The 22,006-nt window shown below is 74.4% G+C and carries 15 protein-coding genes; 7 read left to right on the top strand and 8 right to left on the bottom strand.

Annotated elements, in window-relative coordinates; translation table 11 throughout:
* Nucleotides 1-112: 112 nt before the first annotated feature.
* The 4 genes from AWW66_RS15765 to AWW66_RS15750 all read left to right on the top strand — a co-directional run bounded on the left by AWW66_RS15765 (nt 113) and on the right by AWW66_RS15750 (nt 6,778).
* Nucleotides 113-1,213: a DegT/DnrJ/EryC1/StrS family aminotransferase gene (locus AWW66_RS15765; RefSeq protein WP_067366349.1), complete on the top strand. Its 1,101-nt coding sequence runs from the start codon at nt 113-115 to the stop codon at nt 1,211-1,213.
* Entirely contained in the window at nt 1,210-2,175 is a 966-nt protein-coding gene (locus tag AWW66_RS15760; protein WP_083978526.1) for a Gfo/Idh/MocA family protein, read from the top strand. Before AWW66_RS15765 ends, AWW66_RS15760 begins: the two co-directional genes overlap by 4 nt.
* A gap of 177 nt (nt 2,176-2,352) precedes the next feature.
* A complete protein-coding gene (locus AWW66_RS15755; protein WP_067366346.1) occupies nt 2,353-4,743 on the top strand; it encodes a DUF6077 domain-containing protein in 2,391 nt (796 codons plus the stop codon).
* 271 nt (nt 4,744-5,014) lie between these two features.
* Nucleotides 5,015-6,778, top strand: a complete 1,764-nt coding sequence (locus tag AWW66_RS15750) for a CDP-glycerol glycerophosphotransferase family protein (RefSeq protein ID WP_067366343.1) — start codon at nt 5,015-5,017, stop codon at nt 6,776-6,778.
* Between the two features lie 61 nt (nt 6,779-6,839).
* On the opposite strand, the gene AWW66_RS15745 is transcribed toward AWW66_RS15750, so the two are convergent.
* Nucleotides 6,840-7,382, bottom strand: a complete 543-nt coding sequence (locus AWW66_RS15745; protein ID WP_067366340.1) for an acyltransferase — start codon at nt 7,380-7,382, stop codon at nt 6,840-6,842.
* A gap of 258 nt (nt 7,383-7,640) precedes the next feature.
* Between AWW66_RS15745 and AWW66_RS15740 the strand changes: the two genes are divergently transcribed.
* Together AWW66_RS15740 and AWW66_RS15735 are read left to right on the top strand one after the other, a co-directional pair.
* Nucleotides 7,641-8,297 carry a response regulator transcription factor gene (locus AWW66_RS15740; RefSeq protein WP_067366337.1) on the top strand — a complete coding sequence of 219 codons (657 nt, stop codon included), beginning with the start codon at nt 7,641-7,643 and terminating at the stop codon, nt 8,295-8,297.
* Between the two features lie 10 nt (nt 8,298-8,307).
* On the top strand, nt 8,308-9,786 hold the full coding sequence (locus AWW66_RS15735; RefSeq protein ID WP_067366334.1) for a sensor histidine kinase: 1,479 nt from the start codon (nt 8,308-8,310) through the stop codon (nt 9,784-9,786).
* Here the strand turns inward: AWW66_RS15735 and AWW66_RS15730 are convergent.
* The 5 genes from AWW66_RS15730 to AWW66_RS15710 form a co-directional block, all read right to left on the bottom strand.
* Nucleotides 9,780-10,412, bottom strand: coding sequence for an NAD(P)-dependent oxidoreductase (locus AWW66_RS15730; RefSeq protein ID WP_067366329.1), 633 nt, complete (start codon nt 10,410-10,412; stop codon nt 9,780-9,782). The genes AWW66_RS15735 and AWW66_RS15730 overlap by 7 nt on opposite strands.
* Nucleotides 10,413-10,526: 114 nt before the next feature.
* Nucleotides 10,527-11,477, bottom strand: a complete 951-nt coding sequence (locus AWW66_RS15725; protein ID WP_281179604.1) for a TAXI family TRAP transporter solute-binding subunit — start codon at nt 11,475-11,477, stop codon at nt 10,527-10,529.
* Nucleotides 11,478-11,537: 60 nt separating this feature from the next.
* Nucleotides 11,538-12,218 carry a hypothetical protein gene (locus AWW66_RS15720; RefSeq protein ID WP_067366327.1) on the bottom strand — a complete coding sequence of 227 codons (681 nt, stop codon included), beginning with the start codon at nt 12,216-12,218 and terminating at the stop codon, nt 11,538-11,540.
* A 139-nt stretch (nt 12,219-12,357) separates the two neighbouring features.
* Nucleotides 12,358-13,155 (bottom strand): peroxide stress protein YaaA, encoded by a 798-nt coding sequence (yaaA, locus tag AWW66_RS15715; RefSeq protein ID WP_067366324.1) that lies wholly within the window; start codon nt 13,153-13,155, stop codon nt 12,358-12,360.
* 99 nt (nt 13,156-13,254) lie between these two features.
* Complete coding sequence (locus AWW66_RS15710) at nt 13,255-14,910, bottom strand: hypothetical protein (protein WP_211271958.1); 1,656 nt, start codon at nt 14,908-14,910, stop codon at nt 13,255-13,257.
* A 120-nt stretch (nt 14,911-15,030) separates the two neighbouring features.
* Here AWW66_RS15710 and AWW66_RS15705 point away from each other — a divergent pair, with 120 nt between their 5' ends.
* Nucleotides 15,031-16,071, top strand: a complete 1,041-nt coding sequence (locus AWW66_RS15705; protein WP_067366322.1) for an App1 family protein phosphatidate phosphatase — start codon at nt 15,031-15,033, stop codon at nt 16,069-16,071.
* Between the two features lie 622 nt (nt 16,072-16,693).
* Here the strand turns inward: AWW66_RS15705 and glgB are convergent.
* Both glgB and AWW66_RS15695 read right to left on the bottom strand, forming a co-directional pair.
* Complete coding sequence (gene glgB / locus AWW66_RS15700) at nt 16,694-18,796, bottom strand: 1,4-alpha-glucan branching protein GlgB (protein ID WP_067366320.1); 2,103 nt, start codon at nt 18,794-18,796, stop codon at nt 16,694-16,696.
* 10 nt (nt 18,797-18,806) lie between these two features.
* On the bottom strand, nt 18,807-20,939 hold the full coding sequence (locus AWW66_RS15695; RefSeq protein ID WP_083978525.1) for an alpha-1,4-glucan--maltose-1-phosphate maltosyltransferase: 2,133 nt from the start codon (nt 20,937-20,939) through the stop codon (nt 18,807-18,809).
* Nucleotides 20,940-22,006 lie beyond the last annotated feature (1,067 nt).

The raw sequence follows: 22,006 nt of genomic DNA, 5'->3' as shown, positions 1-22,006 counted from the left end.
GCCCGCCGGCCGTACCCCTGCGGGTCGCCCACCGGTCGGCCCTGTGTCGGGCCGCATTCCACCGCTGTTAACGTCGGAGCGCTGGCACCACGTCCCCCCGAGGAGTCCGAGCGTGATCCCCATTTCCGTCGTCAAACTCGACGAGGCGGCCGAACGGTTGGCGGTCGAGGTGATCCGGTCCGGTGTGCTGGCACAGGGGCCGATGGTGGCCCGACTGGAACGCGACTTCGCCGAACTCGTCGGCGTCGAGCACGCGGTGGCCGTGAACAACGGCACCACGGCCCTGGTGGCCGCGCTGGAGGTGCTCGACCTGCGGCCGGGTGACGAGGTCGTGACCACCCCGTTCACCTTCGTGGCCACCCTCAACGCCATCCTGGAGGCGGGCGCCACCGCCCGCTTCGCCGACATCCGCGACGACGACTTCTGCCTGGACCCGGCGGCGCTCGCCGAGGCGGTCGGGCCCCGGACCCGGGTCGTCCTGCCGGTGCACCTGTACGGCCAGGCGGCCGACATGGGCGCGATCGTCCCGCTGGTCCGCTCGCACGGGCTGGGGCTGGTCGAGGACACCGCGCAGTCGCTGGGCGCCACCGTCGACGGGCGCGGGGCGGGCAGCTTCGGGCTCGGCACGTTCTCGCTCTACGCCACGAAGAACGTGACCACCGGCGAGGGCGGGATGGTCACCACCGACGACGCGGTCCTCGCCGACCGGCTGCGCGTCCTGCGCAACCAGGGCATGCGCCAGCGGTACCAGTACGAGGTCGCCGGGCACAACTACCGGATGACCGACCTGCAGGCCGCCCTGGGCATCCCGCAGCTCGCCGGCTACGACGAGACCGTCAAGCGCCGCCGGGACAACGCCGCCCGGCTCACCGCCGGCCTGGCCGACGTGCCCGGCCTGCGGCTGCCGGCCGAGCTGCCCGGCCGCGCGCACGTCTGGCACCAGTACACCGTGCTGGTCACCGAGGCGGCCCCGGTCACCCGCGACGAGCTGGCCGCCCGGCTGACCGAGCAGGGCGTCGGCTCGGGGGTGTACTACCCGAAGGTGGTGTACGACTACGACTGCTACCGGGAGCACCCCCGGGTGGTGGCCGACCCGGCGCCGGTCGCCGAGCGGGTGGCCCGGCAGTGCCTGTCGCTGCCCGTGCACCACCACCTCGCCGACGGTGACGTGGACCGGGTCGTCGAGGCCGTGCGCAAGGCGGTCGGGGCGTGACCGCCCCGGTCAGCTTCGCGCTGGTCGGCACCGGGACGATGGGCTCGCTGCACGCCCGGGTGATCGCCCAGTCCCCGCGCGCCCGGCTGGCCCGGGTGGTCGAGCCCCGGGCGGACGTCGGCCGGGAGATCGCGCAGCGCTACGGCGCCGAGTGGGTGCCCGACCTGACCGACCTGTCGGCGGTGGACGCCGTGGTGGTCGCTGCCCCGACCGAGTACCACCGGGACCTGGCCGAGCAGGTGCTCGCCGCCGACCGGCCGCTGCTGATCGAGAAGCCGGTCTGCGGCAACCTGGCCGAGACCGAGGAGGTCGTGGCGCTCGCCGAGAAGCGCGGCCTGCCGCTGCTCTGCGGCCTGCTGGAGCGCTTCAACCCGGCGGTGCTCACCGCGCTGGCGCTGGCCTGCGACCCGGTGCACGTCACCGTCACCCGGCACTCCCCGTACGCGCCCCGGATCCGCACCGGCGTGGCGTGGGACCTGCTCGTGCACGACGTGGACCTGGCCATCCAGTTGTTCGGCGGGGCCACGCCGAGCGCGGTCCGGGGCACCCTCGGCCACTTCCACCCCGACTCCGAGCCCGGGGCGGAGGACGTCGCCGAGGCGGTGCTCACCTTCGGCGACCGCGCGCTGGCGCACGTCTCGGCCAGCCGGATCGGCCAGCGCAAGATCCGTACCCTGGCGATCGGCGAAGTCGACCGGCTGATCGAGGCGGACCTGATCCGCAAGCACGTGACGATCTACCGGCACGTGTCGCTGGACGCGGCGACGCCGGACGGGCGGGGGTACCGGCAGCAGAGCATCATGGAGGTGCCGGAGCTGCTGTCGAACCAGGAGCCGCTGGCCGCCCAGCTCGACCACTTCCTCGACATCCTGGCCGGCCGGTTGGACGCCGACGCGGAGCGGCAGCGGATCCTGCCGGCGCACCGGGCGGTGGCCAGCGTCATCGACGGCAACCGGCCGTGACGGCGGGGCGGCCGGTGCCCGCCCACCCGGCCCGTCGACAGGCCGGGTGGGACCCGCTCCGGTAGGCTCGGCGCGTCGGGCCGAGCGGCGGCAGTGGGCCCCGCGACGGCGACCGTCCCCCCATCATCGAGGCCACAACAAGGACGTTCTGTGTCAGTGAAGGGCGAAATTCCCGTTGTGACCGCAGTCGAACTGACCGTGTCGGAGCGGCCCGGGCCGGAGCAGGCCGGGCCGGAGCAGGCCGGGCCGGCCGGGGCCGGGCCGGCCGGGGCCGGGCGACCGGCCGCCCCCCGCACGTCGGCCGAGGCGACCACGACGGAGTCGACACTCGTCGAGCCGGCCCCGGCCACCGCCCCGGTGCCGCCGGCGGGCCCCGCCGCCGTGCCGGCCCCGACCGCGCCGGGCGCCGACGACGCCCCGACCCTCGCCGAGCCGGGCGTCGACGACGACACGGTCCCGGCCGCCGTTGCGCCCCGCCGGCCCGGTGTGCTGGAGCGGGTCCGCCGGTTCGTCGCGGCGGTCCCGCGCCGGATCACCGACGCGGCCGTGCTGGCGTTCGCGCTCTACACCGTGCTCTACCACCTGGCGTTCCCGTTCGGGTGGGCCCCGTCGCTGACCTTCCGGATCTGGCTGACCGGCTGCGCCCTGCTCGCGCTGCTCCGGCTGGTCGTCGCCGGGCTGCGCGAGCGGACCGCCCGCCGGCCCGCCGCCACCGTGCCGCAGGACGGCACGACGGTGGAACTCACCCCGCCCGCCCGGCGCGGTCCCCGCTGGTGGTGGGTGCTGCCCGCGTTCGGCGTCGGGGTGGCGGCGGCGGTGACCGCCGGGATCGGCGGCACCATGCCCTGGTGGTGGCCGGCGTCGCTGGGCCTGGTCGCCTCGGTCGCGGTGGCGCTGCTGGCCCGGCGGAGCTGGCTGGTCGCCGGCCCCGACGGCGAGCCCGCCCCCACCGTCTGGCAGACCGGGTACGTCCTGCTGGTCTCGGCGGGCGTGGCCGTCTCCTCGCTCTACATGGCCCGCAACACCCCCGACGACGTGTTCTACCTCGGCAAGTCCGTCTGGGTGGCCGAGCGCGACAGCGTCCCGGTGCGGGACTTCCTGTTCACCGAGGAGGTCCTGCCGGGGCTGAGCACCCAGCCGCCGATCTCCTCCATCGAGGTCTTCGCCGGGGCGCTCGGGCGGTTCCTCGGCCTGCACGCCGCCGACGCCACCTGGTTCGTGCTGCTGCCGGTGCTGGCCGTGCTGGCGGTGCTGGCCCTGTGGCGGCTGGTGCACCGGTGGGCCCCGCGCCGCCCGATGCTGGCCTTCACGGTCGCCGTCGGCTACCTCTACCTCGTGGCCGGCTCGGACGCCGCGCTGGGCACCTTCCACCTGCCCCGGCTCTACGAGGGCAAGGGGATGTTCGTCTCCGCCGCCGTACCGCTGATGTGGGTGTACCTGACCGACTGGCTGGAGTCCCGGTCCCGGTGGAAGCTCTTCCTGATCTTCGCGCTCGGGGTGGCCTCGGCGGGGCTCACCTCCACCGCGGCGATCATCCTGCCCATCCTGGTCGGCGCGGCGGCCTTCGCGATGCTCCTGGTCGGGCGCTGGCTGCCGGCGGTGCTCGCCTTCGCCGCGGCGGTGGCGTACCCGCTCGGCTCGGTGGTGGTGTCCCGGCTCGCCCTCGGCCCGGTCACCGAGGTCGGCGGCGAGACCCAGTTCTTCGACGCCGAGGGGACGTACCGGCGCACCCTGCTGGTCGGGTCGCTCGGCGTGATCGGCGGGTTGGCCCTCTGGGTGGCCCCGCTGCTGATGCGGCACCGGACGCCCCGCCTGCTCGCCGCCGGCGCGGCGGTGACGATGAGCGTGCTGTTCGTCCCCGGGGTGCTGGAGTTCCTCGCCGACCTGACCGGCATCGCCGCGGTGCTCTGGCGGGTGCCGTGGATCCTCGCCCTGCCCGGCCTGATCGGCATCCTGTGCACCGTGCGCCTGCCCTGGCCGGCCCGGCTGCCCCTGCTCGGCCCGCTGCCCTGGACCGGCCGGACGCTCAAGGCCCTGACCAGCGCCCTGGTCGCGGCCGTCCTGCTGGCCACCTTCAGCCTGTACGGCACCCCGATGTGGCACCGGGACAGCTTCGTCGAGACGCATCCCCACCCGGTGTGGAAGGTGCCCCAGGACCGGCTGGGCCGCGTCGAGTGGATCCAGTCCCTGACCCCGGCCCGCCCGCCCGGTCTGCTGCTGGCCCCCAGCACCCTGATGCGCCTCGCCCCGATCCTCAGCAGTGAGTTGCGGGTCGTCCTGCCCCGCGACGGCTACCTGATCGAGTACGACTGGAACTCGGAGTTCGCCCAGGACCGGCTGCGGCTCGCCGCCTTCGCCGACGGGGAGGGGGTCCCGCCCGACGACGAGTTGGCGGCGACCCTGGACCGGCTCGACGTCACCACGGTCTGCCTGTACTTCGGCAACCGGGCGGCCCGTCGGGCGCTGGAGCGGCTCGACTTCGAGGTGTTCGGCGAACGGGAGGACCCGGCCGGTTCGGTCCGCTGTCTGCGCAAGCTCGACGCGGGGGCGCCGCCGCCGACCGACTGACCGGTCGGCCGGGGCGCGGCGACGCTCGCGGAGCAGGTCACGGCGGTCCCGACCGGCAGCGGTCGGGACAACCCGGACAGCGTGGTACCGGGTTCGTATCACCCCCGCAAATCGCTCTATACCCGAACGGCGACTCCCGTTGTCCTCGCGTTAAGGTCGTGGGCAGTCAGGCCGACACCGACCGACGCCGCCGGCCCCCGCCGGCCGAGCCCAGCGGTCGCCTCCGTCCGTTCGGTCCGGCTCGTCGTCGATCTCGTAGGGAGAGCCATCCTTGTTCGGCACGTTACTCCAGCGACTCGGGGTCCCGGCCCGTGGTGCGCTGCTGCTGCTGTGCTATCTGGTCATGCTCGTCACGGGCGCGCTCGGCTGGGTCGGCGCGTTCGCCGTCGCCGGGCTGGCCGCCGTGTTCGGCGAGTACGCCATCGGTCGCTGGTCCGCCCCCTCCCGGGTCCTGCTGGACAAGGTCGGCCTGAGCCGGGTCTACCGGCAGCTCGCCCGGGACCTGTCGGTGGTCCTGCTGGCGGTCACCACGGTGCGCCCCGGCATCGGCGAGATCACCGTCCTGCTGCTGCTGCCCGCCGTGGTCTGGATGATCGGCGTCTTCGCCGGGGCCTTCAACCGGATGATCAACCGGCGGAACCCGGTCTCCGCGCTGGTGCGCAACATCGACCTCGGCCCGATCAAGGCGGCTCCCCGGCCTCCCGAGTGGACCGGCGCCGTGGTGGGCAACGGGATGGCGCAGCTCAACATCCTGCTGGTGCCGGCCGTGGTGGTGGCCGCCGTCCTCGGTGACCTGGTGCCGGTCTTCGTGGCCGGCGCGGCGGCGGTGCTGGCCGCCGCCGTGGTGGGCGGGATCGTCGCGCTCACCTGGCTGGGCGGTCGCGGCCAGGGCACCGGCAAGGACGCCGTGCTGGCCGCGGTGCAGACCTGGTTGGACAGCTACCGGCCGCAGGTGGCGCTCTATTTTGCCGGCCCGGCCAAGGACGTCTACCAGGCCAACATGTGGCTCGCCCCGACCGAGGCGCTGGACCAGCGCGGCGTGGTGCTGATGCGCAGCAAGGAGGCCTTCCTGGAGCTGGCCGACACCCGGCTCCCGGTGATCTGCGTACCGGCCAGCGTGGACTTCATGAACCTGGAGCTGTCCAGCATCCGGGCGAGCCTGTACGCGGCCAACGTGGGCGCGAACATCCACATGCTCCGCGAGCCCGGCATGAAGCACGTCTTCGTCGGCCACGGCGACAGCGACAAGCAGGCTAGCGTCAACCCGTACAGCAAGGTGTACGACGAGGTGTGGGTCGCCGGGCTGGCCGGGCGGGAGCGGTACGCGCGGGCCGGGGTCGGTGTGCTCGACGCCGACATCGTCGAGATCGGCCGGCCGCAGCTCGCCGGGGTGCACACCTTCGGCGCCCCGGCGGTGGACCGGCCGTTCACCGTCCTCTACGCGCCCACCTGGGAGGGGTGGCTGGACGACGACCCGTACCACACCTCGCTGGTGCTGATGGGCGAGCGGATCATGAACGGCCTGCTGAAGGCCGGGCCGGGGATCCGCGTGATCTACAAGCCGCACCCGTTGACCGGCGCCCGGTCCAAGGCGGCCAAGGCGGTGCACGAGCGGGTGGTCGCCCGGATCGCCGCCGCCGGGGGCGACACCGACGCGAGCAGCCTCGACGGCCCCGCGCACCGGGTGGTGACCGGCCGGGTGCCGGCCCTGTTCGACTGCTTCAACCAGACCGACCTGCTGATCAGTGACATCTCCAGCGTGGTGTCGGACTTCGTGCAGAGCCAGCGGCCGTACGTGGTGGCGAACCCGAGCGGGCTGCCGGAGGACGAGTTCCGGCGCAAGTTCCCGACCGCCCGGGCGGCGTACCTGCTCTCGGCGGACTGCGGCGAGCTCCCCAAGATCGTGGCGCTCACCCGGGCCGGCGACGACCCGATGACCGAGGCCCGGCGGGACCTGAAGACGTACCTGCTCGGCCCGGACGAGCCGAACGCGATGGAGCGGTTCCGGCAGGAGATCACCCGGCTCAGCCGCTGAGGCGTGACGACCGACGGGGGACGGCCTGGGCCGTCCCCCGTTCCGCGCGTACCGGGGCGGCTCAGCCCCGCCGCGGCGGCGTGTCGACGTCGCGGGAGACCACCTCGCCGCGCTCGTCCACCCAGCCCTTGGGGCGGGCCGGGTTACCGGCGACCAACTGGTACGGGGCGACGTCCCGGGTCACCACCGCGCCGGCAGCGATCATGGCGTACTCGCCGACCTCGATGCCGCAGACCAGGGTGGCGTTCGCGCCGATCGAGGCGCCCCGGCGGACCACGGTCGGGGTGATCGTCCAGTCCGGGTTCTGCGCCCGGGGCCGGAAGTCGTTGGTGAAGACCGCGCACGGGCCGACGAAGACCTCGTCCTCCAGGGTCACCCCCTGGTAGACCGAGACGTTGTTCTGGATCTTCACCAGGTCACCGACGGTCACCCCGGCGTCGACGTACACGTTCCGCCCGATCACGCAGTTCGCCCCCACGGTGGCGGTGGACCGGACGTGGGCCAGGTGCCAGATCCGGGTACCGTCGCCGACCCGGGCACCGGCCTCGACATCGGCCGTGGGGTGCACGAAGACGGTGGGGGAGTGGGATTCAGGGTCAGTCATCCGCCAGCTCGCAACAGGTCGGGGCGCGGCGACGCGCCGTGGGTGCGCGGTGCCGGCCGGGCGTGGCGCCGGCCGCCGTCGGCGCGCGGGGCACGACGACGCGCGTCGGACGCGGGTGACCGCGTCGGGCGGTCGCCCCGCCGCCGCGACGCGCGGGCCGGCGTAGCATAGCGACCCCGCCCCGGTGGCCCATCGCGTCGGGCCGACCCATCTGCCACGATGCCCTAGCAGCGGTTCCACGCAAGGAGGGGGGTTCGGGTGCGCATCCTGCTGGTCGAGGACGACCGTCGGGTGGCGGCGGCCCTGTCGTCCGCGCTGACCCGGCGGGGCTACGAGGTCGAGCACGCCGCGACGGTCGCCGCCGCGCTGTCGGCGGCCCCGTGCGACCTGGTGCTGCTCGACCTGAACCTGCCCGACGGCGACGGGGTGGACCTCTGCCGGGAACTGCGCCGCCGCAGCCCGCAACTGGGCATCATCGCGGTCACCGCGCGGGGCGAGGAACGCGACCGGGTGCTCGGGCTGCGGCTCGGCGCCGACGACTACGTGGTCAAACCGTTCTCGATGGTGGAGTTGCAGGCCCGGATCGAGGCGGTGCTGCGCCGGGCCGCGCACACCCTGCCCGAGCGGAACCTGATCGAGGCCGGCGTGCTGCGGGTCGACGTCGCCGCCCGGACGGTGGCCGTCGACGGGCGGGCGGTCGCGCTGACCCGTAAGGAGTTCGACATCCTGCTCTCCCTGGCCCGGCAGCCGGGGGTCGCCGTGCCCCGCGAGCGGATCCTGCTCGACGTCTGGGGCACCACCTGGGCGGACCGGCACACGGTGGAGGTGCACGTGGCGTCGCTGCGGGGCAAGCTCGGCGACGCCCGGCTGGTGGAGACGGTACGCGGGGTCGGTTACCGGCTCCGCGCCGAGTGAGGGGCCGGGCGTGCGTCGTCGGCTGGTGATCAGCTACCTGCTGCTGATGGTGCTGGTGCTGCTCGCCCTGGAGACCCCGCTCGCGCTCACCCTGGCCACCCGGGAGACCGACCGGGTCCGTGCCGACCGGCTGGCCGACGCGACCCGGTTCGCCTCGCTGGCCGGCCCGGCGCTGCGCGACGACGTGGTCGGCCCGCTCGGCGGGGAACTCGCCAGCTACGACGAGCTGTACGGCATCGGCGCGGCGGTGGTGGACCGGGACCGCCGGACGGTGACCGAGTCGGCGACCTGGGAGGCCAGCGCGGGGACGGCGGCGGCCCTGGACACCGCGCTGTCCGGGTTGCAGGTGAGCACCCCGGACTCGGTCTGGCCCTGGGTGCGCGACCCGGTCGTGGTGGCGGTACCGATCAACGACGGCGGCGAGGTGCTCGGCGCGGTGGTGATCACCACCCCGTCGGAGCGCATCCGCCGGACCGTGACCGCCTGGTGGCTGCTGCTGGCCGCGGTCGGGGTGCTGGCCGTGGTGGCCGGCGTGCTGCTGGCGTTCGGGCTGGCCGGCTGGGTGCTGCGACCGGTCACCGAACTCGACGCGGTGACCCACGAGATCGCCGAGGGTGACCGGGGCGCCCGGGTGCAGCACCGGCTGGGCCCGCCCGAGCTGCGCCGCCTGGCGACCAGCTTCAACCACATGGCCGACGCGGTCTCCGACGTGATGGACCGGCAGCGGGCCTTCGTGGCGCACGCCAGCCACCAGCTGCGCAACCCGTTGACCGCGCTGCGGCTGCGGGTGGAGGAGCTGGGGCCGAGCCTCACCGACCCGGAGGGCCGGGTCGAGCACCAGTTGGCGCTGGAGGAGACCGACCGGCTGGCGCAGGTGCTGGACGCCCTGCTCACCCTCGCGCGGGCGGAGCGGACCGAGAACGAACGGGTCACCGTCGACGCGGTCGCCGTCGCCGCCTCCCGGGTGGCCGCCTGGGAGCCGCTGGCCCGGCACCGGTCGGTCGCCCTGGGCCTGGTGACCCTCGACCACCCGGCGTACGCCCGGACCGTGCCGACCGCCATCGACCAGGCGTTGGACGCGCTGATCGACAACGCGGTGAAGTTCAGCGGGGCCGGCGAGGAGGTGACGGTGACCGTCCGCCGGGCCGACGGCGGGACCGTCCTGGAGGTCCGGGACACCGGGCCGGGCCTGACGACCAGCCAGCTGGGTCAGGCCACCGAGCGGTTCTGGCGGGCGCCGGAGGTGCAGAACGTCGACGGTGCCGGGCTCGGGCTGACCATCGTCGCGGTCCTCGTCGACGCCTCCGGTGGGCGGCTCGCCATGCGGCCGGGCGAGCCGCGCGGCCTCGTCGCCGAGCTGTGGTTCCCCGCCCCGGAGACCGTCCCCGAGACAGGCCCGCCGACGGTCGGCCCGTCCGCTGTCGGCCCGCCTGCGGTCGGGCCGCCCGCCGTCGGGGTGGGCACCGGCTCCGGCGGGCCCGGTCAGTAGCCCAGGCCGACGGTGTGGCCGATCGTGGCCGGGTCGTCCAGCGCGGCGAGGATGGCGTGCGCGACGTCGGCGCGGGCGATGGAGGTACCGCCGCGGATGTTGCGGTCCAGGGCGGTGCGGTACGGGCGGCGGCGGCCGTTGGTCAGCCGGGGCGGGCGCACGATGGTCCAGTCCAGCCCGCTGTCGCGGACGACCCGCTCGGCGCGGGTGAAGTCGGCGAACTCCGCCGCCAGGAACCGGCGCAGCACCGGCTTGAACACGAGACGGGTGAAGGCGTCGTCCCCCTCGTCCACGACCGGGCCGCTGGCGGTGACCACGATCAGGCGGCTGGTCCCGGTGGCCCGCATCGCGGTGCTGATCGCGCGGGCGCCGTCGGCGCAGACCGACCCGTCGGTCCTGGCCCGGCGGCCGAGCGTGGAGACCACCGCGTCCTGGTCGGTCACGCTGACGGCGATGGACTCCGGGTCCATGGTGTCGGCGACCACCGGGGTCAGCCGGGGGTGGCCGGCGGACGCCAGCCGGGCCGGGTCCCGGACCACGGCGGTGACCTCGTGGCCGTCGGCGAGAGCCTGGTCGACGAGGTGTCGACCGGTACGGCCGGTCGCGCCGAAGACGGTCAGCCGCATGACGTACCCCCGTGATCGATGCCTGCCGGACCCCGAGACTGGGGCAGCGGACACCCCGCTGTCAACCGCCGGCCGAGGGGCTCCGGGTCGACGCAGGTCGCCGCCGGTGCCCGGTCAGGGCTTGGTCTCCCGGTACCACGCCGCCGCCCCGGGATGCAGCGGCAGCGGGGTGGTGGCGATCGCCGAGCGGGTGCTCATCCGCCCGGCGGCCGGGTGCGCGGCGGCCAGCTCGGCCCGCCGTTCCATCAGCAGCCGGGTCACCTCGTGGACCAGGGCGTACGGCAGGTCGGCCCGGACGATCAGGTAGTTCGGGTTCGCCACCGTCGTCACCGGCTCCACCCCGTACACCGAGCGGGGGATGTCCCGGGAGACGTAGACCTCCGGGTAGTTGCGGCGCAGCGGCTCGATCCACTCGCCGAGGTCGACGATCCGGGTGGCCACGGTGGCGGCCAGTTGCTCGACGGCGCGCACCGGGAGGCCGCCGGAGAAGAAGAACGCGTCGATCCGGCCGGCGTGCAGCGCCTCGACCGACTCGTCCAGATTGAGGGGGCGGCGGTCGACCGCCACGTCGTCGAGCTGGGCGACGGTCAGCAGCCGGGTCGCGGTGATCTCCGTACCGGAGCCGGGCGCGCCCACCGAGACCCGCCGGCCGCGCAGGTCGGCGATCGTCTGGATCGGGCCGTCGGCGGTGGTGACCAGGTGCAGCAGATCGTCGTAGACCCGCGCGACGGCGACCACCGGCGGGTCGCCGGTCGGCCCGGTCTCCAGCACGTCGGCCTGGGTGAAGCCCAGCTCCGCCTGGCTGCTGCCGACCAGCCGCACGTTCGCCGCCGAGGCGGCGGTCACCACCACGCTGGCCTGCACGTGGGGCAGCTCACGGTTGAGGATGGCGGCCAGGGACTGGCCGAAGGCGTGGTACACCGCCGTCGGGCTGCCCGTGGCGATCCGGATGGGCACCGGCTCGGCCGGGGTGTCCCGGCAGCCGCCGAGCCCGGCGGGCACCATGAGCAGCGCCATCAGACCGGCGGCGTACCGCCGGTTGCGGGCATTGCAGTGACCGTCCACGGCCAGCACAATGCGCCGTGAACGGTGTGGACCGCAACCCGACCTGTGGTCGGGATACCGTCAGCCGGTCGGTCGGACGGCCGGTGCCAGCGCGGTGCTGTCCAGGATCCGGTCCCGGTCCGGGCCGTCGGCGACGCTGACCACGAGACAGCCCGCGCCCGGCCGGAGCAGCGCCGGCACGTCCAGCAGCGCGGCGCCCCGGACCAGCACGGCGGCCAGCTCCCGGTCGGCCAGCCGGACCCCGAGGATGTGCCGGCGGACGTGCCGCCCGCCGGCCAGCAGCGCCGAGCGCCAGGCCGCCGCGGCCAGCCGGGCCCGCCACGCCCGGCGGGGCGCCGACGCCCCGGGTACCAGACCGCCCAGCAGTTCCCGGCGGCCCTGCCGCCACCCGGCCTCCAGCAGCGCCACGTACGTCGCCTGGTGCTCGGGTGGCACCCGGAGCTGGTGCAGTTCGTAGCGGCGGCGCAGCCCGCCGACGGTCTGCTCGTGGCGGACCGGGATGTCGAGCCGGCCGAGCAGTTGCCGCATCCGCAGCGCCGCGTCCTCCCGGTTGAACTCCGCCGTGCCCGGGGGGCGGGGCCCGGCCGGCCGGCGTCGCCCCGTCCCGGCCGGAGGCGGCGGCGGGGTGCAGCGCAGCAGGCAGGCGGCCTCGAACGCGTCCGCCAGGGTCGGCCAGTCCAGCGGCGACGCGGGGACCGCCAGGTGCCGGGGACGGTCGAGCAGGGTGGATTCGCTGGCCAACGCAGGCACTCCTTCGTCGACGGGGAGTGCACCTACGGTGTCAAGACCGCGGGCCCGGTGGTACCGATCGGGGCGAGGCTTGAGGAAATCTTGCGCTGGCGCGGCGGAACTGGCGTGGGGCCCTGCCGGCCCGGCGGCCCTACAGCTCGGTGACCACCAGGTCGACCTGCCGGGGCCGGCCCGGCGTCGCCGCCGGCTCCAGCACGGTGTACTTCAGGTCCCGCAGCGCCGTCACCAGCTCACCGGCGGTGCCGGGGCGGACGCCGGCGGTGAGCAGATCCCGGAGCAGTCGTCCCTTGGTGGCCTTGTTGAAGTGGCTCACCACGGACCGGACCAGACTACCGTCGATCATCCGTTCGTGCAGCACCCGGACCGTGACGGTCTGTTCGGCCAGCTCGCCCCGGGGCGTCCAGGTCGTCGCGTACGCCCCGGACCGCAGGTCGAGCACCGGGCCGCCGTCCGCCGCAGCGGTCACCACCGGCCCCAGCTCCCGCCGCCAGTACGCCGGCAACGCCCCGGGGCCGGGCAGCCGCGCGGAGATCGGGCACCGGTACGGCGGGATCCGGTCGGTCAGCCGGACCGCGCCCCACAGGCCGGAGGAGACCAGCACCGACCGCTCGGCGAGCCGTCGGGCCGTCGGGGGCAGCGTGGCCAGGTCGAGCGCTCCGTACAGCACGCCGGTGTAGATCCGGCCGGCCGGGGCGGTCGCCGCCCGCTCCAGCCGGGCGTTGCGGCGCAGCTCCGCGCCCTGCCCCGCGCTGAGCCCCAGGGCCGCGCGGGCGGCCTCCTCGTCCGGCCCGGCGCAGAGCGCGGTCAGCGCGGCCAGCGCCCGCTCCCGGGCCGGGTTCAGCTCGGGCAGGCTGAGCCGGGCCAGGTCCAGCCGCCGGCCGGCACCGGCGGTGGCCTTGCCCTCCGAGGGCGGCAGCAGGATCAGCATCGGGTACGGCTCTCCTCGACTCACGGGTGCGGCGTGCGCCAGCGTACGACCCGGCCGGCGGCACCCCGCAGCGCCGTTCCCGGCACCGGGACCCGGCGGTCAGCGCACCGGGCGCAGGGCCGGCTCGGGGTGGTACACCCGTACCCCGCCCACCTCGGCGACGGTGGCCGCGTCGGCCCGGTCGCCCAGCGCCGCCCGCAGCCGTTGGTCCGCCGGGGACCCGGCGGGCAGCACGTACCCGGGCCGGTCGGCCGCCGCCACCCGCCGCCAGTACGCCGGGTAGCGGTTCTGCCCCGGCCGCAGCGCCCCGTCCAGCACCGCGCAGGCCACCTCCTCGGCGGTGTCGAAGACGAGCCGGTTGCAGGTCCAGTAGTCGCCGTAGACCGCGCGCAGGCCGGCCCGGCGGACCGCGTCGGCCACCGCCTCGGCCTGCCGCTGGTCGGCGCGGGCCGCCCCGGTGCCGGTGGCGAAGACCAGGGTGCCGACCAGCAGCGCGCCGGTCAGCCCGGCCAGGACGGCGGTGCCGAGCGCCCCGGCGAGCCGGCCGGCCACCCCGACGGTGCCCCGCCAGCAGCCCACCGCCGCCACCCACAGCGGCCAGAGCACCGCCGGCAGGGACAGTTGCAGCACCGACAGGTACCGGGCGTTGTCCAGCGGCGCGGTGGCGGCGAGCGGGCTGCGCAGGTACGCCAGCAGGGTGAGGGCGGCCCCGGCGAGCAGGGCGAGCGACGCGACCGGCCGGACCCGCCGGGCCAGCGCCCGGCCGGCGGCCCGCCGCCACGCGACCAGCGCGAGCCCGGCGGCGACGACCAGCAGCACCGGGTACAGCGCACCGAACCACGCCTGCCACCGGGCGCACCCGTCGACCGGGCAGAGGCCGGTGGCCAGCGGTACCCCGGTCAGCAACCCGGCCCGCACCCGGTCGGCCAGCGGCGGAACCACCCCGGTCCCGGCGCTGAGCCGGCGCAGCACCGACAGCGAGTCCTCGCCCGGCGGTGCGACCAGGTTGTCGGCGATCATCGGCGCCGCCCCGACCAGGAACCCGACCACCAGCAGCAGGCCGGCCCGGCCGAGCAGCTCGCGCCGCAGCACGTAGCCCAGCAGCAGGCCCGCCCCGGCCAGGTAGGGCAGGATCAGCCAGTCCGACCAGACGGCCAGCCCGGCCAGCAGACCGAACGCGGCCACCGCCCACCCGCGTCGGCGGATCCGGCCGTCGGCCAGGCCCACCGCCACCAGCAGCATCAGCAGCACCGCCACCTTCACCTCCGGCCGGCCGCCCACGGCGGTGAGCTGGTCGCGGACCACCCGTTCCGAGCCGAGGGCGAGCAGGCCGACGACGACCGTGGCGAACCACGGCGAGAACAGCCGCCGGCTCAGCCGCCAGGTGAGGAAGAGGAAGAGGGCGTACAGCGCCAACAGGGGCAGCCGCAGCACCGGCCAGCCCGGCCCGGCGACCGCCACCAGCGGCGCGGCCAGGTACGACTCCAGCATCCCCATGTACCGCTGGCCGTAGAGGAAGACCGGTCGTTCCCGCCCTTCGGCGATGTGCAGCGCGGCCAGGCCGAAGGTCGCCTCGTCGCTGTTCGCGGCCGGGACGGTGGCCAGCAGCAGCACCAGCCGGTACCCGACGCCGGCCAGGCCGAGCAGGACCGCGACGGCGGCCGGCCGGTCGAGCGCCGGTGGCCACCGTCGGCCGTGCTGCCCAGGTGTCGACACGACCACGCCCCCGTCGTCGCCCCGACCGGAGTCTGTCACGCCCGACCGCCCCGCCGAGGACGTTCGGCCGACCCGGCGAGCGGTGAGCCGTCGGGGGTGCTCCGGTGAGCTGATCGGCTCGCGTGGCCGGTCTCGGCCAGGTGTGGCAGGGTGGCAGGCGTGCCACCCACACCCGCCGGCCAGTTGGCCGTACCCACCCTGCACCGGGCCGCGCGGATCGAGGACGCGGTACACCAGCTCGTGGAACGCCGGCTGCGCCGCACCGGCTGGCGGACCAACGTCGTCGCCTACACCGGCTACGGCGCGCCCGGCTGGGTACGGGTGATGTGCCGGGTGCTGCTGGGCCGCCCGGACACCCGGCAGCGGGGGCGGCTGGAGAAGGTCCGGGGCTGGCGCAGCTTCGCCACCCTGCCCGCGAAGCACGTCACCGTCACCATCGAGGCCGCCGGGGTGCGCCACGAGGTCCGTACCGACCGGAGCGGCTTCGTGCAGACGGTGGTCAAGGCGGACCTGGCGCCCGGCTGGGGGGTGGTCCGGATCAGCGTGCCCGAGGCCGAGCCGGTCGAGGCGCCGGTGCGCATCCTCGACCCGGAGGTCCGGTTCGGGATCCTCTCCGACATCGACGACACGGTCATGGTCACCGCGCTGCCCCGACCGCTGCTCGCCGCCTGGAACACCTTCGTCCTCGACGAGCACGCCCGGATGGCGGTGCCCGGCATGGCGGTGCTCTACGAACGGCTGGTCACCGCGCACACCGGGGCCCCGGTCTTCTACCTCTCCACCGGGGCGTGGAACGTCGCCCCGACGCTGACCCGGTTCCTCTCCCGGCACCTGTACCCGGCCGGCCCGCTGCTGCTGACCGACTGGGGGCCGACCCACGACCGCTGGTTCCGCAGCGGCCGGGAGCACAAGCGGGCCACCCTGGAACGGCTGGCCCGGGAGTTCCCCCGGATGCGCTGGCTGCTCGTCGGCGACGACGGCCAGCACGACCAGGAGATCTACCGCGAGTTCGCCGCCGGCCACCCGGACAACGTCGCCGGGGTGGCGATCCGGCAGCTCTCACCCACCGAGGCGGTCCTCGCCGGTACGCTGCCCACCCCGCTGGACAGCACCGTGCAGGGCCCGGTGGGGCAGCGGTGGCTCTCCGCGCCGGACGGTGCCGGCCTGTGGAAGCTCATGCGCGACAACGGCCTGGTCTGACCGCTCGGGCGCGGTGGCCGGTCCCGGGGCGGGCCGGGCGGCGGACGGGCCGGACCGCAGGCGGGGCGGTCATGACTCGCGGTTCCTTTGGAGCTGCCCTCATGAACGGGGCACGCCGCACGACGCCCCACGCACGGGCGGCGAAGGGGCCGCCCGGGCTGCGGGTGGCCGGCGGGAAGGCTGTCCGGCGGGCCGTGAGTTTCTGGACCGCGCGGCCTGGCGCACGGGCGGTGAGTGGATGGCACGGGCGGTGAGCGGCCGGCGCGGATGGCGCGGTGGCGGGTGGGTGACGCGGGCGGCGCGGTGGCGGCGCGGATGGCGCGGATGGCGCGGTGGCGGGTGGATGACGCGGGCGGCGCGGGTGACGCGGCGGTGAGTGAATGACCCGGCGGTGAGTGGGTGACGCGGGGGCGCGGGTGGCGAGTGGGCGGCGTGGGGTGACGCGGGCGCTGGGGGCGGTGAGTGGGTGACGCGGTGGCGGTCCTACCGACGGGGCAGCTCGAAAGGGCGTCGCCTACGACCTCGGCCCCGGGCCGGAGCCGGCGAGCAGCCCTGGCGGAGACGACTGCGGCAGGGCCGAAGTCCGGCACCGGCCGAACCGGCCCGGCCCGGGGCACCCGGCTCAGCTCGGGCGCAGCCAGAGGGCGCCCAGTGGCGGGACCCGCAGGGCCACCGAGGCGGGCTGGCCGTGCCACGACACGTCCTGCGCCCGGACCTCGCCGAGGTTGCCCACGCCGGAGCCGCCGTAGTGGTGGGCGTCGGTGTTGAGCACCTCGGTCCAGCGCCCGCCGGCCGGCAGCCCGACCCGGTACTCCTCCAGCGGGCGCGCGGAGAAGTTGACCACGCAGACCAGGGTCCGGCCGTCCGGGGCGATCCGGACGAAGGAGATCGTGTTGTTGGCCAGGTCGTCCCCGGCCAGCCAGCGGAAGCCGGCCGGCGAGGTGTCCTGCGCGTACAGCGCCGGGGTGTCGCGGTAGATCCGGTTCAGGTCACCGACGAGGCGCTGCAACCCGGCGCGGGCCGGGTCGTGCAGCAGGTACCAGTCGAGGCCGCGTTCCTCGCTCCACTCCCGCTCGTCACCCAGCTCGCAGCCCATGAAGAGGAGCTGCTTGCCCGGGTGCGCCCACATGTACGCCAGCAGCGCCCGGACGGTGGCCAGCTTCTGCCAGGTGTCGCCGGGCATCTTCGCCACCAGCGAGCCCTTGCCGTGCACCACCTCGTCGTGGCTGATCGGCAGGACGTAGTTCTCGCTCCAGGCGTACGCCAGGGAGAAGGTGAGCTGATGGTGGTGGTGCTGGCGGTAGATCGGGTCCTTCGAGGTGTAGAGCAGGGTGTCGTGCATCCAGCCCATGTTCCACTTGAACCCGAAGCCGAGCCCGCCGTCGGAGGTGGGCCGGGTGACCCCGGGCCAGGCCGTCGACTCCTCGGCGATCATCACCACGCCGGGGTGGTGCTTGTAGACGGTCGCGTTCACCTCCTGCATGAACGCGATCGCCTCCAGGTTCTCCCGGCCGCCGTGCTCGTTGGGCAGCCACTGCCCCTCGGGGCGGGAGTAGTCCAGGTAGAGCATCGAGGCGACCGCGTCGACCCGCAGGCCGTCCACGTGGAACTCCTCGCACCAGTAGAGCGCGTTGGCGACCAGGAAGTTGCGCACCTCCCGGCGGCCGAAGTCGAAGACGTACGTGCCCCAGTCGGGGTGCTCGCCCCGGCGCGGGTCGGGGTGCTCGTACAGCGGGGTGCCGTCGTAGCGGGCCAGGGCCCAGTCGTCCTTGGGGAAGTGCGCGGGTACCCAGTCCAGCAGCACCCCGACGCCGGCCCGGTGCAGGGTGTCGACCAGGTACCGGAAGTCGTCCGGGTCGCCGAACCGGGAGGTGGGGGCGTAGTAGCCGGTGACCTGGTACCCCCAGGAGCCGCCGAACGGGTGCTCCATCACCGGCAGGAACTCCACGTGCGTGAAGCCCAGCTCCACCACGTACGCGGTGAGCTGCTCGGCCAGCTCCCGGTAGCCGAGGCCGGGGCGCCACGAGCCGAGGTGCACCTCGTACACGCTCATCGGCTCCTGGTGCGGCTGCCGGCGGACCCGGCCGGCCAGCCACGCCCCGTCGGTCCACTGGTACGTGGAGCGGTGCACCACCGACGCGGTGGCCGGCGGCACCTCCGCGTACCCGGCCAGCGGGTCGATCTTGTCCCGCCACTGCCCGTCCGCGCCGAGGATGCGGTACTTGTACCGGTGCCCGGAGGCCGCGCCCGGCACGAAGATCTCCCACACCCCGCTGGCGCCCAGCGAGCGCATCGGCCAGCCGTCGTGGGCGCCCCAGCCGGTGAAGTCGCCGACCACGCGGACCCCCCGGGCGTTCGGCGCCCAGACCGCGAAGGCGACCCCGTCGTCACCGACCCGGGCGCCGAGCGCCTCCCAGAGCCGTTCGTGCCGGCCCTCGGCGATCAGGTGCAGGTCCAGCTCACCGAGGGTGGGCGGGTGCCGGTACGGGTCGTCGACGATCGCGCCGTCGACGTCGAGGCGGTAGTCCAGCACGGTGCCGGGCACGGTGGCCTCGAAGACCCCGACGTCGTGCACCCGGGTCGCCGGGTGCCGCGCGCCGCCGACCAGCACGGTCACCGTCCCGGCGGCGCGGCGCAGGGTCCGGATGGTGGTCCGCCCGTCGGCGGGGTGCGCGCCGAGGACCGCGTGCGGGTCGTGCGTCTCGCCGGCGATCAACTGGTCCATCGGTGATCCTTCACGAGGCGTAATCGGTCGGGGCGGGGACGGCAGGGGTGGCGGCGGTCGGGGTGGCGTCGGTGGGGGCGGGGCTGGTCGGGGCGGTGCCCCCGGAGATCTCCTCCGGCACGTTCGCCACGGTCAGCGTGGTCGGTGCGGTGCCGGCGGGGGCCGGCGGCTCGGGCGGCTGCGGGCGGCGCACCGTGAAGACGTGCGCCGGTTGAAGATACGGGTCGAGCCGGACCGCGTTGTGCTGACCCCAGTCGTACTGTGCCCCGGTCAGTTCGTCGTGGACGGTGAACCGGTCGTGCCAGTCCAGGCCCAGCGCGGGCATGTCCAGCACGGTGTTGCCCCACTGGACGCCCCGGGAGTCGAACGAGCAGACCACCAGGACGGTGTTGCCGGTGGCCGGGTCGTGCTTGGACCAGCAGAGCAGCGCCGGGTTGTCGATCTCGTGGAAGACGAGGTTGCGGAGCTGGTGCAGGGCCGGGTTCTCCCGTCGCACCCGGTTGAGGGTGGTGAGGAACGGGGCGAGCGAGCGGCCGTGTTCCTCCGCGCCGGCCCAGTCCCGGGGCCGCAGCTCGTACTTCTCGTTGTCCAGGTACTCCTCGGCGCCGGGGCGGGCGACGTGCTCGAAGAGCTCGTACCCGGCGTACAGGCCCCAGGAGGGGGAGAGCAGCGCGGCGAGCACCGCCCGGATCTTGAACATCGGCGGGCCGCCGTGCTGCAACGACTCGTGCAGGATGTCCGGGGTGTTGGGCCAGAAGTTGGGCCGCATGTAGTCGGCCGCCGCGACCAGCTCCTCGCAGTACGCCCGCATCTCCGCCGCGCTGGTGCGCCAGGTGAAGTAGGTGTACGACTGGGTGAACCCGATCTTGCCGAGCCCGTGCATGATCGCCGGCCGGGTGAACGCCTCGGCCAGGAAGAGCACGTCCGGGTCGACCCGCTTGACCTCGCCGATCAGCCAGTGCCAGAAGTCGAACGGCTTGGTGTGCGGGTTGTCCACCCGGAAGATCTTGATGCCCTCGCCGACCCAGTGCAGCACCACCCGCAGGACCTCCGCCCGGATCCCCTCCGGGTCGTTGTCGAAGTTCAGCGGGTAGATGTCCTGGTACTTCTTCGGCGGGTTCTCCGCGTACGCGATGCTGCCGTCGGCCCGGGTGGTGAACCACTCCGGGTGCGCGGCGACCCACGGATGATCCGGGGCGCACTGCAACGCCAGGTCCATCGCCACCTCCAGGCACACCTCGGCGGCGGCGGCGACGAAGTCGCGGAAGTCCTGCGGCGTACCCAGGTCGGGGTGCAGCGCGTCGTGCCCGCCCTCGGCCGCGCCGATCGCCCACGGCGAGCCCACGTCGTCCGGCCCGGCGGTGAGCGCGTTGTTGGGGCCCTTGCGGTTGACCCGGCCGATCGGGTGCACCGGCGGCAGGTACAGCACGTCGAAGCCCATCTCCGCGACCCCCGGCAGCCGCCGTGCGGCGGTGGCGAAGGTCCCCGACCGGGCGGGGGAGTCGGCGGTCGCCAGGACCGCCCCCTCCGAGCGGGGGAAGAACTCGTACCAGGCGGAGAAGAGCGCCCGGGGCCGGTCCACCCAGATCCGGTACGGCTCGCCGGTGGTGACCAGCTCCCGCACCGGGTACGCCCACAGCAGCTCGGCCAGCTCCAGCCCCGGCCCGACCCGGTGCGGCAGGTCCCGCGCCTCGTCGCCCATCGCCGCGACGGCGGCGCGTACCCGCTCGACGTCGCCGCGGGGCACCAGGCCCTCGGCGGCGGTCAGCACCCGCACGCCCTCGGCCAGGTCGTTGGCCAGCTCCGCCGCGCCCTGCCCGGCGGCGACCTTCTTGGTCACCGCGTTCTGCCAGGTCAGGTACGGGTCCTGGAACGCCTCGACGGTGAACGTCCAGTCGCCGACGGCGTCCGGCACGATGGTGGCGTGCCACCGGTCCTGGCCGGGCTCGCCGGGGCGCATGCGGGTGAACGGGCGGGCCGCCCCGTCCGGCCCGAGCCACACCACGTTGCAGCCCAGCGCGTCGTGGCCCTCCCGGTAGGCGCGCGCCGACACCGGCACCACCTCGCCCACGACCGCCTTGGCCGGGTAGCGCCCGCAGGAGACGGTGGGGGAGACGTCTTCGATCGGGAACCGTCCAGTCACCCGATCAACCTACTGTGCGAGCCTCCCTCGCGCCCGTCCAAGCCCTCCCGCCACGTCTCCGCGCCTCGCCGCGCGCTCCTCCGGGCCACCTGGGGTCGTCGGGGCGACGTACTGCTTTTGAGCCGCATACCTGGCAGGTATAATTATTCCTGGCAGGTATGTGCAACCAAAGCAGTATCGCTGCTGACCGCGACACGCCAGACCGCGCTCGGGCGTGCTGCCTTGCCACAACATCTTGGATTTAGTGGTCATCATCGGCCGCTGAGGCGACAACTACGGCGTCTCTGTGCGACCCGTGGACCCCCGGCGGCTGAGGATAATGCTCCGGGCGGGCCTGGCTGAGTGAGGGGGCCCGGAGTTGATCGAGAGGGCGGGGTGACCGGGCGAACGAGGGGCAACAACCCGCAGGTGGTGCCGCTTGACGGCACCGAGAGCCCCGGGCAGAGGTTGGTGCGTCACCTACGGAACCTGCGCCACCGAGCCCCGGCCGGGGAGCTTGCGCACCTCTCCACCGACGAGCTGATGGACCTGCTGCGCGGCGAGTGAAGCGTCCTGCGCCGGAAGACAGCCAAGCGCCCCCTGCGTGGGAGGGTTGTGGCTTAGAGATCTTGGAGGATTTCGGCCCCCATGAGGGCCATTCGCTTCCAAGGTCTCTTCGCGCCTCATGATTCAGGTAGACGGTGCAACGGGCTACCTGCGCACACCGCCTGAAAGCTACTGTTCATGACTGATCCGCCATCGAGCCTGCCGCGACTGGGAGTCGATCTTGAGCGACAAAGTGAAGAAAAACAGCGAAGTTGATCTCTAGCGCCCCAGGTCAGGAAGTCTCTTCCCCGCGCACGCGGGGGTGATCCTTCCCGGTACATGCGCAGGTTCGTTGCGCCGAACTCTTCCCCGCGCACGCGGGGGTGATCCCGAGAAGCTGCCCCCGGTCGAGCCGGAGCCGGTCTCTTCCCCGCGCACGCGGGGGTGATCCCAAATCATGCGACCAGAGCGGCTCCAACGTCAACTCTTCCCCGCGCACGCGGGGGTGATCCCGGCAGCCTGATCATGTTCGGCGCGCGAGA

The sequence above is a fragment of the Micromonospora rosaria genome (genome assembly GCF_001567585.1).
Taxonomy (GTDB): Bacteria; Actinomycetota; Actinomycetes; order Mycobacteriales; family Micromonosporaceae; genus Micromonospora; species Micromonospora rosaria.
The sequence above is the reverse complement of the archived record's forward strand: the minus strand, read 5'-3'. Positions and strand labels throughout refer to the sequence as shown.

Bases quoted from the DNA above. Each gene is read 5' to 3' on its own strand.
- yaaA (WP_067366324.1), bottom strand. From the start codon at position 13,155: ATGCTGATCCTGCTGCCGCCCTCGGAGGGCAAGGCCACCGCCGGTGCC.
- AWW66_RS15745 (WP_067366340.1), bottom strand. From the start codon at position 7,382: ATGACTGACCCTGAATCCCACTCCCCCACCGTCTTCGTGCACCCCACG.
- glgB (WP_067366320.1), bottom strand. From the start codon at position 18,796: ATGGACCAGTTGATCGCCGGCGAGACGCACGACCCGCACGCGGTCCTC.
- AWW66_RS15730 (WP_067366329.1), bottom strand. From the start codon at position 10,412: ATGCGGCTGACCGTCTTCGGCGCGACCGGCCGTACCGGTCGACACCTC.